Source organism: Labrenzia sp. VG12, assembly GCF_002237595.1.
Classification (GTDB): domain Bacteria; phylum Pseudomonadota; class Alphaproteobacteria; order Rhizobiales; family Stappiaceae; genus Roseibium.
Window position 1 is genome coordinate 3006066 of record NZ_CP022529.1, and the last position, 15039, is coordinate 3021104.

General features: G+C 61.4%; 14 protein-coding genes. 7 read left to right on the plus strand and 7 right to left on the minus strand.

The features are described from left to right. Positions 1 to 294: 294 nt before the first annotated feature. On the minus strand, positions 295 to 1239 hold the full coding sequence (locus CHH27_RS13970) for an NAD(P)-dependent oxidoreductase (protein ID WP_094072137.1): 945 nt from the start codon (positions 1237 to 1239) through the stop codon (positions 295 to 297). 78 nt (positions 1240 to 1317) lie between these two features. Between CHH27_RS13970 and CHH27_RS13975 the strand changes: the two genes are divergently transcribed. The 5 genes from CHH27_RS13975 (at position 1318) to CHH27_RS13995 (ending at position 6493) form a co-directional block, all read left to right on the plus strand. Further along, positions 1318 to 2181 carry a LysR family transcriptional regulator gene (locus tag CHH27_RS13975; RefSeq protein WP_157738929.1) on the plus strand — a complete coding sequence of 288 codons (864 nt, stop codon included), beginning with the start codon at positions 1318 to 1320 and terminating at the stop codon, positions 2179 to 2181. Positions 2182 to 2325: 144 nt separating this feature from the next. Continuing rightward, complete coding sequence (locus tag CHH27_RS13980) at positions 2326 to 3873, plus strand: trimethylamine methyltransferase family protein (RefSeq protein ID WP_094074740.1); 1548 nt, start codon at positions 2326 to 2328, stop codon at positions 3871 to 3873. A gap of 38 nt (positions 3874 to 3911) precedes the next feature. Continuing rightward, on the plus strand, positions 3912 to 5015 hold the full coding sequence (locus CHH27_RS13985) for a mandelate racemase/muconate lactonizing enzyme family protein (protein ID WP_094072139.1): 1104 nt from the start codon (positions 3912 to 3914) through the stop codon (positions 5013 to 5015). Positions 5016 to 5030: 15 nt separating this feature from the next. Further along, the gene (locus CHH27_RS13990; protein WP_094072140.1) at positions 5031 to 5762 is read left to right on the plus strand and encodes an SDR family NAD(P)-dependent oxidoreductase; all 732 of its coding nucleotides are present in this window, start codon (positions 5031 to 5033) and stop codon (positions 5760 to 5762) included. Continuing rightward, positions 5759 to 6493, plus strand: a complete 735-nt coding sequence (locus CHH27_RS13995) for an SDR family NAD(P)-dependent oxidoreductase (RefSeq protein ID WP_094072141.1) — start codon at positions 5759 to 5761, stop codon at positions 6491 to 6493. Before CHH27_RS13990 ends, CHH27_RS13995 begins: the two co-directional genes overlap by 4 nt. On the opposite strand, the gene CHH27_RS14000 is transcribed toward CHH27_RS13995, so the two are convergent. After that, a complete protein-coding gene (locus CHH27_RS14000; RefSeq protein ID WP_094074741.1) occupies positions 6448 to 7347 on the minus strand; it encodes a LysR substrate-binding domain-containing protein in 900 nt (299 codons plus the stop codon). The two genes, CHH27_RS13995 and CHH27_RS14000, sit on opposite strands and share 46 nt — an antisense overlap. Before the next feature lie 138 nt (positions 7348 to 7485). On the opposite strand from CHH27_RS14000, the gene CHH27_RS14005 reads away from it, so the two are divergent. Further along, positions 7486 to 8460 (plus strand): permease, encoded by a 975-nt coding sequence (locus CHH27_RS14005; protein WP_247646104.1) that lies wholly within the window; start codon positions 7486 to 7488, stop codon positions 8458 to 8460. A 70-nt stretch (positions 8461 to 8530) separates the two neighbouring features. Here CHH27_RS14005 and CHH27_RS14010 read toward each other — a convergent pair whose 3' ends face one another. From CHH27_RS14010 to CHH27_RS14025, 4 genes are read right to left on the minus strand one after another with little or no spacing between them, the layout of a single operon-like run. Then, complete coding sequence (locus CHH27_RS14010) at positions 8531 to 9871, minus strand: FAD-binding oxidoreductase (protein ID WP_094072143.1); 1341 nt, start codon at positions 9869 to 9871, stop codon at positions 8531 to 8533. Continuing rightward, positions 9868 to 11367, minus strand: a complete 1500-nt coding sequence (locus tag CHH27_RS14015; protein WP_094074742.1) for an aldehyde dehydrogenase — start codon at positions 11365 to 11367, stop codon at positions 9868 to 9870. Before CHH27_RS14015 ends, CHH27_RS14010 begins: the two co-directional genes overlap by 4 nt. Before the next feature lie 2 nt (positions 11368 to 11369). After that, positions 11370 to 12275 (minus strand): dihydrodipicolinate synthase family protein, encoded by a 906-nt coding sequence (locus tag CHH27_RS14020; RefSeq protein ID WP_208988960.1) that lies wholly within the window; start codon positions 12273 to 12275, stop codon positions 11370 to 11372. A gap of 29 nt (positions 12276 to 12304) precedes the next feature. Further along, complete coding sequence (locus CHH27_RS14025) at positions 12305 to 13015, minus strand: GntR family transcriptional regulator (RefSeq protein ID WP_094072145.1); 711 nt, start codon at positions 13013 to 13015, stop codon at positions 12305 to 12307. A gap of 129 nt (positions 13016 to 13144) precedes the next feature. Between CHH27_RS14025 and CHH27_RS14030 the strand changes: the two genes are divergently transcribed. Continuing rightward, positions 13145 to 14122: a GlxA family transcriptional regulator gene (locus CHH27_RS14030; protein WP_094072146.1), complete on the plus strand. Its 978-nt coding sequence runs from the start codon at positions 13145 to 13147 to the stop codon at positions 14120 to 14122. Positions 14123 to 14265: 143 nt separating this feature from the next. On the opposite strand, the gene CHH27_RS14035 is transcribed toward CHH27_RS14030, so the two are convergent. Then, on the minus strand, positions 14266 to 14928 hold the full coding sequence (locus CHH27_RS14035) for a L,D-transpeptidase (RefSeq protein WP_094072147.1): 663 nt from the start codon (positions 14926 to 14928) through the stop codon (positions 14266 to 14268). Positions 14929 to 15039 lie beyond the last annotated feature (111 nt).

Here is a 15039-nt window from a genome sequence, read left to right on the forward strand (position 1 = left end):
ATTCCCAAACGTAGCATCGTGCCTTTTTTCGTATTGGCTATGCTCATTTGCGACATGTACCTAGCAAAACACGAACTCCCCTGCTTCGGCCACCCCTTTGGCGAAATTCATCATTTAAAATTTTTAATGTTGGTTTGGCGCCGTATTTTTGTGCGAAGCAGCATTATTGTGATTGCCTGCTGTCATTTCAGAGGTCTCGGCAGGTCCAACCTGCCTATATTTTCATCTATTTCCGTTCTTCTGATGGATATCTTTGACGCCCCCCTATTTCCGGCAATTCCGGCCCATGCCGCGTCAACCAGGCACGCGGGGCTCAGCTGTCTCCGGCTCTACCTCCCAGGGTGCCAGCCAGTTGCCATCGACCCGTAACGCGACACCTGCAGCATCCTCGATCAGCCTGCACACGCTCATTTCACCAGCCTCGTGTCCGTAGCGGTTTTCAGCTTCCTGAAAGCGCTTGTGGCAGGCATCGGTCAATTCCGAGCGTGTTCCGGTCTCATCCATTAGCTCCTTGATGAGCTTCAGATCCTTCAGGCAAAGTTTTAAGGGGAAGGACGGATCGTAATGGCCTGCAAAGATCGACGGAACATCATGCTGCATGACGAAACTGTCGGCCGCACCGCCCTTCATCACCTCCCACCAGACATCCGGCTCGATACCCGCCTTCTTGGCGCAGACCATCGCCTCGCCGATGGCGGCGGCATGGATCTTCCAGAGCTGGTTGTTGACCAGTTTTGCCACATATCCGTTGCCGTACCGGCCGACCTTCCGGATCTCACCCATGGCTTCGATCACCGGCCTGGCTTCTTCGATATGTGTGTCTTCACCACCAACAAACATGGGCATGTCCCCGCGGATGGCCGCATCGACCGATCCGGTGACCGGCGCGTCAATCGGCTTGCCGCCTTGAGAAACAAAGTCCGAGATCAGGGCCCTCATGAATTTCGGAGACGACGTGGTCAAATCGATCCAGATCTTTCCGGTGCACGCCCCCTGCAACAGTCCGTTCGCACCTTGCAAGATGTCCTGAAGATTGGCTGGACCGAACACCATCGATACAACACAATCGGCCTGGTCGATGAGATCCTTTGGGCTGTCTGCCCAGCCCGCCCCCATGGCGAGATGGTCAGCTGCGGCTTCGCGGCGCAGGTCGTGGACCACCGTATCGAAGCCTGCACGAATGACGTTCTTGGCGGCATTGCCACCCATGGTGCCCAGACCGATAAAACCGACTTTCATCTACAACCCTCGCAGTGTTCGGGAAAACGCTAGTGCGGGAGACAAAATTGGTAAAACAATATTGCATGAAGAGTAGTATTGGTATTTTCAATAGCGATGCCCGATATCGACACCAAGCTCCTGCGTTCCTTTCTATCCGTGGCTTTGGAAGGCAGTTTTTCAAAGGCTGCGGCGCGCATGGCCTGCTCGCAGGCAACCATGTCCCAGCGCATTCGCGCCCTGGAAGACCAGATTGGCTCGCCCGTGTTCGAACGGGCCTATCATCGGGTCAAGCTGACGGCCGCCGGACAGGATCTGCTGCCTCACGCACAGGCGCTTGTGGATCAGCACGACGTTCTCCTGGACCACATCCACCAGGGCGTCGTATCCGGAAGCGTCCGGCTCGGAATAGCAGAGGACTACGCCTTGCCGATATTACCGAAGCTGCTGCGGCAGCTACGGCACCAGTTCCCGGGCATTGAACTCAGCATTGTCAGCGATATGAGCACCAACCTGCAGCACCAGATCGAGGCGCGCCGTCTGGACCTGGCCATCGTCACCCTGCCTGATCCCACACATTTAGCAAAGACGCTTTCCAACCCGCCCCTTTTCTGGGTTGCGGCAACGGATTTCGAACTGCCGGACGGACAGCCCTGGCCACTGGCTTTTTACCCAGAACCCTGCGTGTTCCGGCAAGCCGCAATCTCGGCCTTAAGGGCCCATGACACTGCGTTCCGCGAAGCGCTTGTCAGCACCAGTGGTCAGGTCGTCAGATGCGCTGTCGCCGCCGGCATGGCCGCCACCGTGATGATGGAGGGCATGATTCCGAACGACCTTGTCAAATTGAATGCCGGTGACGGTCTGCCCAGCCTGCCGAACAGTCACATTCAGCTCATCGAACGTAACGAAGGGCTGACCAAAGCCGCCCGGCAAGTCAGAAAACTGGTCCTGAGAGCCTATTAGTGCATACCCACTGAATGCCGGTTCATTCTGCTGCCGCCAACATCTGCAAATGTCGGAAAATGCAGCGGCTGTTCGGTTTCCGGCAGGCATCGCTCCCGAATGAGGCGCAGTCTGGTTCTCACAAGGACAAGACTGGAGACCCACATGAGTGTCGCAACGCGCAGCCGCAGCGGCGGCCGTGCCGGCCGCCGCGCCATCCGCACCGCCCCTGATCACGACATGCTGCCGGGCCTGACCCGCAAGCTGCCTTTGTGCGAGCCTCTGGACCAGGACCAGATCGAACGCCTGGACGCTGCCTCCATGAAAATCCTGGAAGAGGTCGGTATCATCTTCCGCGATCCGATTGCCCTGGACGACTGGACAAGGGCCGGCGCCAGGGTCGATGGCGAACGGGTCTATCTTGATCGAGGCCTGGTGCGCGAGCTGATCAGCACCATTCCGTCCAGCTTCACCTACCACGCCCGAAACCCCGACAAGAACGTGCCCCTAGGCGGCAATCGGTCGATCTTCGTGCCCATGACCGGCGCCCCGTTCATCCGCGACCTGAACGACGAACGCCGCAATCCGACGCTCGCCGATCTGGCGATGTTTCACAAGCTCAGCCACATGCTGCCGGCGATGCATTCCAGCGCGCATCACATTGTCGAACCCTATGACCACCCCATCAGCCACCGTCACCTGCGCATCACCTATTCGTCGATGAAGCATTCGGACAAGACCTTCATGGGCATGACGACAAGCCCGAAGAATGCCGAAGACGTCATGGAGATGTGCGCACTTCTCTTCGGAGAAGACTATTTGGAAGATCATCCGGTCACGACCGGGAACTGCAACGGCAACTCCCCCCTGGTCTGGGACGAGACCATGCTGGGCGCCATGCGCGCATTCTGCAAGCGGAACCAGCCGGTGCTGTGCTCACCCTTCGTGCTCGGCGGCGCCAACACGCCGGCGTCTGTCGTTCCAGCCGTTGCCCAGCTCAATGCCGAGGCCCTGAGTGCGCTCGCCTACACCCAGGTGATCCGCAAGGGCGCTCCGGCAATCTACGGCCACTATCTGTCGACCGTCTCGATGAAATCCGGTGCCCCGATGGCCGGCACACCCGAGATCAGCCTGATGAATTTCCTGATCGGCCAGATGGCCCGCTATTACGGCGTGCCCTGGCGTACCTCCGGTTCTCTCGGCGGCGCCAAGACCTTCGACGCCCAGGCCGGCTATGAAAGCGCCGCGACCCTGAGCGCGGTCATGCATGCGGGCGCCAACTACATCTGGCATGCAGCGGGCTGGAACGAAGCGGGCATGCATTGCTCGGTCGCCAAGTTCATCGTCGACGCAGAACAATGCGCCATGGCCTATCGCATGGCCGAGGGACCCCGCTGGGACGATTTCGACGAAGCCCTGGCAGCAGTCCGCGACGTCGGTCCGGGCGGTCACTATCTTGGCCATCCGCACACCCAGGAGAATTTCCAGCGTGCCTTTTTCATGCCGGACATGTTCGACAACAACTCGATCGAGCAATGGAAGGCGGAAGGCGAAGTGGAAATCACCGAGCGTGCGCTCAAACAGGCCCGCAAGCTCCTGTCGGAATACCAGGAGCCGAAGCTGGATGAAGCAAGGAACGAGGCGCTGCTGGACTATATCGCCCGCCGCGAGCGCGAAATCCCGGCCGAAGATGCCCTGAACCAGGAATACTGACACCACTTGCTATTGCATCTTCCCAGTCAGGACCTTGCATGAACATCGCTTCCGTCGAGATCTTCCGGCACGATCTGCCGGTGAAAAACGGCCCCTACAAGATGGCCAATGCCGAGGTCTGGTCGCTGCAAACCACCCTCGTCAAGCTGGCCTCAGACACAGGCCTGACCGGCTGGGGGGAAACCTGCCCGGTCGGGCCGACCTATGCGGAGGCTCATGCGGCCGGCGCGCAGGCGGCATTGCAGCAGATCGCACCCGCGCTGATCGGCAAGCCTGTGCAACCGTTGAAAATCAACCGGCTCATGCAGGGGCAGCTCAACGGCCACAATTACGCTAAGGCCGCCGTCGACATCGCCGTTCACGACCTGCTTGGCAAACATCTTGGCCTTGGTGTCGCAGTGCTTCTCGGCGGCGCTGCCACCGACAGCGTGCCGTCCTACTTTGCCACCGGTGTCGGCGCACCGGACGAGATCGCCCGCATTGCCGCTGAAAAGCAGCAGGAAGGCTATCCGCGCCTGCAGGTCAAGCTGGGCGGACGGCCGGTGGAACTCGACATTGAGACCATCCGCAAGGTCTGGGAGAAGATCAGGGGATCGGGCATGCGCCTTGCCGTTGACGGCAATCGTGGCTGGACAACCCGCGATGCGCTTCGCATCTGCCGCGAGTGTCCTGATGTCCCCTTTGTCCTGGAACAGCCCTGTAACCGGATCGAGGATCTGGAAAAGGTCCGCCCGCAGATCCAGCACGCCCTCTACATGGACGAGAACGGCACGGATCTTGCAACCATAATCCGGGCGGTAGGAACGGGGCTGGTCGACGGCTTCGGCATGAAGGTCACCCGGATCGGCGGACTGCAGCAGATGGCTGCGTTCCGGGATATCTGCGAAGCCGTCAACCTGCCCCATACCTGCGACGATGCCTGGGGCGGCGATGTCATCGCCGCCGCCTGCACCCATATCGCCGCCACCGTCAAACCCTCATTGCTGGAAGGTGTCTGGCTGGCCGAACCGATGATCGAGGGCAGCTATTCGCTCGGTGAAGGCGTCCGGATCAGGAACGGCCACATCCGCCTGCCGCAAGGCCCCGGACTTGGCGTTGAACCGGATGAAAGCCTGTTCGGTTCACCCGTCGCCGCTTTTTGATCAGGAGACTTTGAAATGCGTTTCTCAGGCAAGAAGGCTCTTGTCACCGGCGCAGCCGGCGGCATGGGCCGGGTGATCACGCAGATGCTGCGCACGGAAGGCGCGGTTACCGCCGTTGCCGACATGAATTGCGACGGCCTGGAGACGGATGTCGATCTGCCCGGCGACCTCCTGGACAGATCCTACAGCGACGGACTTGCACAGGCGGCCGCGGACGCGCTCGGCGGCCTCGACATCATCATCAACAATGCCGGGGTCATCACGCGCGGCCCTGTCACGGACACAAGCGACCGCGACTGGGATCTTTCGGTGGGCGTCAATGTCGAGGCGCCTTTCCGGATCTGCCGGGCGGGCATTCCAATCCTGGCGGCAGGAGGCGGTGGCACCATCGTCAACCTCGCCTCCTGCTGGGGCGTGCATCCGGGTCCCAATCACGCGCTCTATTGCATGACCAAGGCAGCGATTGCCTCGCTCACCCAATGCATGGGCCGGGACCATGCTCATCAGGGGGTCCGCATCAACGCGGTCTGCCCGAACGAGGTCGACACGCCGATGCTGCGCACCGGTTTTGAAAAACGAGGCTTCGATCCGGAAACCGCGATTGACGCGCTCGGCAAGACGGTTCCGCTCGGCCGGGTCGCGAAGCCGGACGATATAGCCGATGTGGTCCTGTTTCTCGCGTCTGATGCGGCCCGCTACATGTGCGGCGCGCTGGTCGAAGTCAATGGCGGAAAGTCGGTCGCATGAAACGGTTCGAGGGCAAGGTCGCGCTGGTCACCGGCGGCCGCAGTGGCATCGGTCGAGCCATCGCGGTCCGTCTGAGGGAGGAAGGAGCCCGGGTGTTCACCGCACAGCGCGGCGCGGATCCTGACTTTGATCATGTTGTGGCGGATTTCACCGATCCGGAAGCTCCGGCAAAGGTTGTCGGCGAAGTCATGTCCAGAGCGCAGCAGCTGGATGTGCTGGTCAACAATGCCGGCGTGATGCAGGAAGCTTCTATCGAGGCCATGAGCCTTGCCGACTGGCAGCGCTCGCTTGCCGTCAATCTCACAGCGCCCTTCCTGACCATCAAAGGCGCCCTGCCGCATCTGCGTGCCACCAGAGGCGCCATCGTGAATATCGGCTCCATCGAAGGCATTGGCTGCAATCCGAACCATGCGGCCTACTCTGCCTCGAAGGCCGGGCTGCACGGCCTGACCCGGGCCGTTGCCGTCGATCACGGTCCGGACGCCATCCGCTGCAACGCAGTCGCACCCGGCTGGATCGATACAGATCTCAATCTCGACTTCATCGAGACCATGCCGGATCCGGACGCCTTCCGGCGCGGTGTCGGCGCGATCCACCCGGTCAAGCGCACGGGCAAACCGGAAGAGGTCGCAGCGCTTGTGGCTTTCCTGGCAGCCGAAGAAAGCGGTTTCATCACGGGTCAGGTCTATACCGTTGACGGCGGCCGCATGACCCGGCTCAGCCTGCCATGACCCTGGGCCCGAAACGCCTTGCGGATGGCTGTTTTCATTGTCTCGGCCAACGGTTCCTCCACGTCTTCGGCCGTGCCAATGACAAGACGCGATTTGGGCATCTCCGGAAACCCTTGTTCTTCCCCCAGCACGGTCAGGTGCGGTTCAACAGAAGATCTGCCCAGGAGGCCGATGGCGATGCCTGCTTCTACGGCTGAGGTCACACCGGACACGCTCTGGCTGGAAAACACGATGCGGTAGGGCTTGCCCCGGCGCTCCAGAGCCTCGATGGCCGCATCCCGCCACCAGCAGGCCCGGTCGAACAGGGCAACGGGAACCGGCTCTGCGCTGTCCAGCTTCAAATGGCCTGAGGCGACCCAGCAGGTCGGATCCTCGTGGACCACTTCCTCGCCGGTTTCCGGACTTTCAACCTCGTAGACGGCCAGATCGAGCTGGCCCTTCCGCAGCATTCCGGGAAACTCCGTGCTCAGCGAACAGGTGACGTCCAGATCCACCTGCGGATGAGACTGGGCGAAGGCCCCAAGGATCTCGGCCAGTTTGGCGCGGCCATGATCATCCGGAATGGCCAGGCGTAATTTTCCCCGCAGACCATCGGAGGTGATCTCCCGCAAGGCGGCATCCAGCCGTCCGGTCACTTCCCTGGCAACCGGCAAGAGTTTCTGCCCGGTTTCCGTCAGGCTGACGCCTCGCCCGGTCCGGTCGAACACCTCACGCCCGAGCACCTCTTCCAGCCGCATGATCTGCAGGCTGGTTGCCGATTGCGAGCGGCCGATCAACCCGGCGCCTTCGGTGATGCTGCCGCTTCCGGCAACGGCAAGGAACGTCCGGAGCAGGTCGCTATCAAGTGACATCATCTGTTTTTTCAATATCCGTTATTCAAGATATTCGTTTTCCGAATGAGTTGATCATAACTATCATTCGAGCGTCAACAACAGGAGGTTCCCTTGCAAGACCGGACGGTTTCATCAACGCCCCTCAGGATCCGCCCCATCTTGTTTGGGAGCGTGTTGCTTTGCGCTGTCGTTTCGGCCTGGCTCTGGCCCAGCCTGCTCCGGGAGGGCCTGCTGTTCACCGGCGAGGGACTTGTCGAAGTCGCACCGCTTGTCCTTCCAGGCATCGCCCTGACAGCCTGGATCATGGCCAGCGGTGCGGACAGACTGATCGGCAAGGCCTTTGAAGGCCGCCTGTTTCCCGCCGTTCTGGCCGCCGCGGCCATCGGGGCCATTACCCCTGTCTGCGGCGTCACTGTGTTACCGCTGATGGTCGGGTTGCTTGCGGCCGGGGTTCCCCTCGCCCCGGTGATGGCGTTCTGGCTGTCCTCTCCCGTCACCGACCCTGCAATGCTGGCGACGACAGCGGCAACGCTCGGACTGGCCTTTGCTATCGGCAAGACCATCTCCGCCTTTGGCCTGGGACTTCTCGGCGGCATGGTAACGGCTGCGTTGACCGGCAGCGAGGGTGGTCAGTCGGCTTTGCGCAAAGGCGGGTTGACCAACTCCCTGACGACGTCCTGCAGCTGCGGACCGTCCACCTTCGAGCCGCGGATCTGGCAAACCAGGGAACGCCGCCGCGCCTTTGCCAAACAGGCCTTGGCCACAACACGGCTGATCCTGATCTGCCTGATCCCCGCATTCTTTGCAGAATATGCACTCAACGCCGCACTGACCCCCGGCGCGCTGGCCGCCTATGTCGGCGAAGACACATGGTGGGCAATCCCGGCTGCCGTCTTTGTCGGCGCCCCCGCCTATATCGACGGGTACGCCGCCCTCCCCTTGACTCGCGGTCTCATCGACAATGGCATGTCTCCGGGGGCAGCCATGGCCTTTCTCGTCTCCGGCGGCGTTGTCAGCATCTGGGGCGCTCTGGCGATCTTCCCCGTGCTGCGGTTACGCCCGTTCCTGCTCTATCTGGGACTGGCTGTCACAGGTTCGCTGCTGGCCGGATACGGCTTTGGCTGGGTGGTTTGAGGCTTCTGATACCCGCCCGGGAGTTTGCAGCCCGTCCTTCGAGCCGCCGGCCAGGCAAAAATGCGAGAATTCACTCCTCGGCAGCCCGCCATTCCTTCCAGCGCAGAACCGCATTGGCGCCGATCTCGCGAAAGGGCTGCGGCGGCAGTTTTTTTGGCCTCGTCTCCGCACCAAAATGCCGGGTGATGTCGCTTGTAACACCCAGGGCGAGCTCGGCTGCCCCGATCCCGGTCAATGTTCCGCGCGCCGTGCCGAGGCCGTTCTGGACGCAGCCGGAATAGACCCCGTCCTCCAGTTCGCGCAGGACAGCAACGCCATTGAGAGACAGGCAGAGATGGCCGGCCCACTTGTATTCCATTTCAAGACCGGCCAGTTGCGGAAACCGTCGATCAAATTTTCGCTGCATCACGGCAGCCGCCCGGGCCACATGCTTGCCGGACAGGCGCATGTCAGGCTTCAGAACCGCACAGGTACGCGTGACGATCCGGTTGCCCCCCTGGCCGGTGTCGATCCGGCGCAGGGTCGTGCCCATCGGATCGGACGGCGTGATCCCCCAACGCGGCGCACCGCCGAGTTTCCCGAGCGCCTCCGCATCCAGTTCAGGTGTCATCACCGCGAACAGGAACAGCTGCATCAGCCGGTCCCGCTCAAAACCAAAACTTTCAAGGTGGCCGTTGACGGTCAGAATGATCTTGCCAGTGCTCACACGCCCCTTGGGCGTGGTGACCTGCCAGTCGGCACCTTGCCGTGAGAACGCCGTTGCCGGGCTCATTTCGAAACTGCGGACGCCCTGACGGCGCAGCCCGGCGGCAAGTCCGCGAATATAGCCAGCCGGCTGCAGCATCACCGTCCCGGGCGTATAGAGCCCTGCCGCATAGTGCGCACTGCCGGTCAGATCCTTCATCTGCGCCCGGTCCAGCAGTTCAAAATCCTCCCCGAGGCTGGCCAGATGCTCGGCGTAACTGCGGTTATGCGCCTCCGCCTTGGCACTGGCCGCACCGTTGATCTTGCCCGCCGGATCGAAATAGTTCGCATCGATCTGGTAATCGGCAACGGCCTCCCCCGCGAAGGCGATGGCCTGGCGATTGAGCGCGATGAGCGACCTGTCGTCCCCTGCGCCCGCGTAATCCTCCGATGTCAGTTCATGCGGCAGGTCGATCATGAAGCCGGAATTGCGCCCGGCCGAACTGTCGGCAATCGCCATGGCATCCAGCACCACGACGTTCAGAGCGCTATCAATCTGTTTGAGACGCCTTGCAGCGCTGAGGCCGGCGAACCCCGCGCCGATGATGGTCACATCGGCACGAATGTCGCCGCACAGCACATCAACCGCCGGAGCCTCCGGCAGGATCCTGTTCCAGGCCGCCGGTCCTTGCAGGCAAGGCAGAGAGCTGGCGGCCCGCGTCGTCATCCGACAGCCTCGTCCTCGTCATCGGAGAGATCCAGCCAGATGGTCTTCAGCTGGGTGTACTGGTCATGGGCGGCCAGGCTGTTGTCGCGCCCGCCGAAACCGGACTGTTTGAAGCCGCCGAATGGCGTGGTGATGTCGCCTTCGCCGAAGCAATTGACCGTCACCGTGCCAGCCCGGATGGCGCGCGCACCGCGCAGGGCCTTCTTGGCATTGGAGGTGAAGATCGATGCCGCCAGGCCATAGTCCGTGGCATTGGCCATGTCGATGGCTTCGTCGAACCCTTGCACGGTCAAGACGCTCAGGACCGGACCGAAGATCTCTTCCCTGGCAATCGTCGAAGACGCATCGACCTCCAGCACGGTCGGTTCCACATAGGCGCCATCATGGCTCTTGCCCCCCATCAGCACCGTTGCACCGGTGTCGAGATAGGAACAGACCTTGTTGAAATGGGCGCTTGAGACAAGCGCGCCGACCCGGTGTTCCGGATCAAGCGGATCGCCCAGGGTCCACTCCCGGGCATGTGCCAGGATCCGCTCCAACAGCGCGTCCTTGATTTCCGCTTCCACGATCAGACGGGAACTTGCCGAGCAGTTTTCGCCCATGTTCCAGAAAGCACCGTTGACCACATGGGCGGCCACACGGTCGAGATTGTCGGCGTCCTTCAGAACGACGCTCGGATTCTTGCCGCCCATTTCCAGGACGACCTCTTTCAGGTTGCTGTCGGCGGCGTAGCGCAGGAAGCGACGACCGGTTTCAGTCGAGCCCGTGAAGGACACCATGTCGACATCCATGTGCCGGCCAAGTGGCTCGCCGACTTCAGGGCCGGTGCCCGGCACCACGTTGAAGACACCGCGCGGAATGCCGGCCTCCATGGCCAGTTCGGCAACACGCAAGGCCGTCAGCGAGGTTTCTTCCGCCGGCTTGACGATCACCGAACAGCCGGCGGCAAGCGCCGGACCGATCTTCCAGGCCAGCATCAGAAGCGGGAAATTCCAGGGCAGCACCAGCCCGACCACACCGATCGGCTCCCGAACCAGCATCGCGATATGATCGTCGGAGGCAGGCGACACCTGATCATAGATCTTGTCGATCGCCTCGGCATGCCATTTCAGGCAGTGAATAGTCTCCGGAACATCGACGGTTTCGCAATCGAAGATGGTCTTGCCGCTGTCGAGGCTTTCCATCACCGCCAGTTCGCGCCGGTTGCGGGTCAGCAGCTTGGCAAAGCGGATCAGGATATCCTTGCGCTCACCGGGATGCAGCTTCGACCAACGCCCGTCCTCAAACGCCTCTCGCGCCTTCAGGACGGCAAAATCGACATCCTCCGCGCCGCAGGCCGCAACCTCGGCCAGGGTCTCGCCCGTTGCCGGATTGACGGTTGAAAATGTCTTGCCAGAGTGCGCCGGCCGGTAGCTGCCATCGACAAAGGCATTGGTCGGCAGGGTGAGCTTGGCGGCCAGGGCCTTGTATTCGTCACGTGTCAGAAGATCGGTCATGGTCACGCCCCCGCCGTGATGTCTTCGATAGTGGATTTCAGAACGCGGACGACCTGGTCCAGCTGGCGTTTGTCGTCCTTGTTGAGCGCCTTCAGCGGTGGCCGCGGCGGACCGGCATAAAGCCCGCACATCTCGACGCCATGCTTGACGCACTGGATGAACTTGCCGCCCTGCTCAAGGACCCGCATCAACGGCATCATCGCGGACATGATCCGGCGGCCCTTGTCAAAATCCCCGTCAACCGCACAGGCCTGGTAGAGCGCGACATGTTCCTTTGGCAGAAAGTTGGAACCGGCACAGACCCAGCTGCGCGCACCCCAGGCAAAAAATTCAAGCGCCTGGTCGTCCATGCCGCAGGACATCTGGATATGTGGATAGTCGCGGGCCAGCAGATGCACCCGGTTGATGTCGCCCGAGCTTTCCTTGATGGCGCAGACATTGCGCGAGCGCCCGACCCGATCGAGGAATTCCTCTCCCATGTTGACGCCCATCCGGCCCGGATAGTTGTAGAGCATGATCGGCAGGTCGGCGGCCCGGTCGATGGTCAGGACGTTGAGTGCGTTTTCCCGTTCCGTCGGCACCGCATAGGGAGGCGTTGCGACCAGGATCGCTTCGGCCCCCATCTTTGCCGCGCCTTCGGCAAGCGCGATGGAATCCGGTGTCCGCATGGTCCCGGTGCCGACGATGAGCGGCAGACGTCCATCGAGCCTGTCCTTGGTAAACTGCGCCAGCTCCAGCCGCTCTTCCACGGTCTGGGTATAGTTTTCTCCCGTGGAGCCCCCGGAAATCAGGCCGTGAACGCCGCTGTCGACAAGGTGATCAATCACCTTTCCAAGCGCGTCCCAAACGACGTTGCCCTCGGCATCATAGGGCGTCACGGCAGGCGTATAGATGCCTTCAAAGGTCAGTCTTGGTGTCATCCAGATGGTCTCCGGCTTCAGGCGGATTTGAGATTGGGCGGCTGGCCGAGCGGGGCTTCCAGCCCGGCAGGCATGACAAAGAGTTCGATCTGGTCCCGCGACAGGGCCCAGTGCTCGAGCGCCAGTTCGGCGGCGCGCTCTTCATTGCCCTCCTCGATGGCAACGATCATCGCGTCATGCTGCTCGCTGGCCAGTTTGAGCCGGTCATCCTTGGCCCCGTTCTTCGGACGAAAAAAGGTCATGCCGATGCGGGTGTGGTCGATCAGCAACCGGTCAAGGCTGGCCATCAGGTAGCTGTTGCCGGCCATCAGTCCGGTGATGCGGTGGAAGCGGTCGTTGGTCAGCGCGCGTGCCGTTACATCGCCCGTTTCCATGGCCTCCCGGAACGCATCCTGCGCCGCCTTCAGCTCGTCGATCTGTGTCGGCGTCGCATTCTGGGCAGCCAGACGCAAAATGGCGCTGTAGATGAGCGGCGCCGCCAGGAAGAAATCGCGCAAGGTGAAATGGGTCATGTCCGACACGCGCGCACCACGATTGAGCTGCAGTGTGACGTAGCCTTCGCCGGACAGTTGCTGCAGCACTTCCCTCAAGGGGGTACGCGACAGGCCATAGAGATCACACAGCTCCGTTTCCTCCAGCGCGCTTCCGGGCCTGCGCTCCAGGGTCAGGATCGCGCGCTTCAAGTCTTCATAGGCAACCGTCTTTGCCGTTCCACGCTGGGGGGGCATCGGTCCACTCCGTTTCGAATTAGGTTGACTGACTTGTATACAATGTGAATACAATATCAACACAATAATTATACAAAGACGCCGCATGCCCGAAACGGGCCAAGGCGACAGGCTCCGGAGAAAAGCGACATGCCCAGAACGCGCGACGTCACCTTCCTGCTGCTCGATGATTTTTCCCACATCGCCTTTGCCTGCGCCGTTGAGCCCCTGCGCATCGCCAATCTCCTGCAGGGTGAAGAGCTTTACAGCTGGCGCCTGGCCTCTGAAGACGGCGAACGGGCCGTCTGCTCCAACAGGACCGTGACCCTGGTCGATCAGGGCCTGACCGACCTGCCCCCGCGCAGCAGTCTGTTTCTGATTTCCGGACAGAATGTCGGCGACCGGGCCTCCCCCGAAGTGCTCTCCTTCCTGCGGCGGGAGCGGGCCCGCGGCACAAAGATCGGCGCCATCTGCTCCGGTGCCTACGTGCTGGCCAAGGCCGGCCTGTTGCAGGACCGGCGCGCTGCCATTCACTGGTCGTTTCACGACAGCTTTCAGGAAAACTTTCCGGAGGTGGACCTGTGTCGCAACGTCTTTGTCGCTGATGAGACCTTTGTGACCGCCTCGGGCGGCACCGCGGCGACCGACCTGATGCTGCACCTGATTGGCGAGACCCATGGTGAGGATCTTGCCGCAGCGATCGCAGACATGATGGTCTATTCCGGTGTCCGACCGGCCGATGCAGCTCAGCAGATATCCCTGCAGGCCCGGCACGGCATCCGCAATCCGCACATCGCCGAAGCGATCCGCCTGCTTAACGAAAGTGCACCCTATTATCTGCCGACGTCGGAAATCGCCCGCAAGATCGGCATCTCCACCCGGCAGCTGGAGCGCCTGTTCCAGAAACATCTGAAAGTGTCGCCGAAGAAATTCGCGATCCAGCAGAAACTGACCAAGGCGCGCAATCTGCTCCTGCAGACCGAGCAGTCGATCTCGGAGATCGCCCTTGCGTGCGGATACGAGTCCCCCTCGCACTTCATCCGCACTTACCAGAACCGCTTCGGCGTGACCCCGCATACCCAGCGGGTCTGTGCCGCACGGGCCGAGCCGCTGCGGGAAAGCGCTTGAGGGAAAACAATCGCCCGGAAAGCCTCGCGCTTCACGCGCCTATACTATCGGGTCCACCGGAGCCATCAACTCATTGCGTTGATGACACCAGAAAGTGCGTCTGGACCTGAAGCATTTTCAACGGCGCGTTCACTGGCGCGTCACTAGCTCAGAACAACAACCTTGGTGCCGACTTCGACGCGGTTGTAGAGATCGATCACATCCTGGTGCCACATGCGGATGCAGCCGCTGGAGGCGTTTGTACCGATACTGCTCGGCTGGTTGGTGCTGTGGATCCGGTAGAGCGTGTCGACATTGCCCTGCCAAAGGTACAGCCCGCGCGCGCCGATCGGATTGCTGAGCCCGCCTTCCTGGCCGTCCCGGTATTTCTCCAGCTTGGGATCTCGCTCGATCATCTCGTCGGGCGGAAACCATTTCGGCCATTCGCGCTTGAACCGGATGACTGCTTCGCCGCTCCAGGCAAAGCCAGCACGGCCGACGCCGATGCCATAGCGGATCGCACGGCCTCCGGGCTGGACCAGGTAAAGAAACTTGTTCTTCGGATCGACCACGATCGTACCGGCCGGATACTTGCTCGGATAGAACACGACCTGGCGCAGGAATTTGGGATCGAAATTCTGGTACTGGATGGCCGGCAGCGGAAAGCCGTTATCGGTTCTTGCCGCGTAGGCAATGGCATAATCCGGCGTCCCGTCGGAAAGCGGTGTCAGCCCTGCGTCAATGGTAGACCGCTGCTTGCTCTGGCAGGCTGCGAGCAAAAGCGGAATTCCGGCGACAAATGCGCGTCGGCTGATTTTCAGCGCCATTTCGCGTCCTTTCGGCGACCGCCTGTGGGCGGGTTCAAACGGATCAAATAAATCAAGGAACTAAACACGCTATCCTGAAAAGTAGGCAACAGGATTATGGTAAACAGATCC

Bases quoted from the DNA above. Each gene is read 5' to 3' on its own strand.
- CHH27_RS14015 (WP_094074742.1), bottom strand. From the start codon at position 11,367: ATGACCGATCTTCTGACACGTGACGAATACAAGGCCCTGGCCGCCAAG.
- CHH27_RS14025 (WP_094072145.1), bottom strand. From the start codon at position 13,015: ATGCCCCCCCAGCGTGGAACGGCAAAGACGGTTGCCTATGAAGACTTG.
- CHH27_RS13985 (WP_094072139.1), top strand. From the start codon at position 3,912: ATGAACATCGCTTCCGTCGAGATCTTCCGGCACGATCTGCCGGTGAAA.
- CHH27_RS13995 (WP_094072141.1), top strand. From the start codon at position 5,759: ATGAAACGGTTCGAGGGCAAGGTCGCGCTGGTCACCGGCGGCCGCAGT.
- CHH27_RS14000 (WP_094074741.1), bottom strand. From the start codon at position 7,347: ATGATGTCACTTGATAGCGACCTGCTCCGGACGTTCCTTGCCGTTGCC.
- CHH27_RS14010 (WP_094072143.1), bottom strand. From the start codon at position 9,871: ATGACGACGCGGGCCGCCAGCTCTCTGCCTTGCCTGCAAGGACCGGCG.
- CHH27_RS14035 (WP_094072147.1), bottom strand. From the start codon at position 14,928: ATGGCGCTGAAAATCAGCCGACGCGCATTTGTCGCCGGAATTCCGCTT.
- CHH27_RS13990 (WP_094072140.1), top strand. From the start codon at position 5,031: ATGCGTTTCTCAGGCAAGAAGGCTCTTGTCACCGGCGCAGCCGGCGGC.
- CHH27_RS14030 (WP_094072146.1), top strand. From the start codon at position 13,145: ATGCCCAGAACGCGCGACGTCACCTTCCTGCTGCTCGATGATTTTTCC.
- CHH27_RS13970 (WP_094072137.1), bottom strand. From the start codon at position 1,239: ATGAAAGTCGGTTTTATCGGTCTGGGCACCATGGGTGGCAATGCCGCC.
- CHH27_RS13980 (WP_094074740.1), top strand. From the start codon at position 2,326: ATGAGTGTCGCAACGCGCAGCCGCAGCGGCGGCCGTGCCGGCCGCCGC.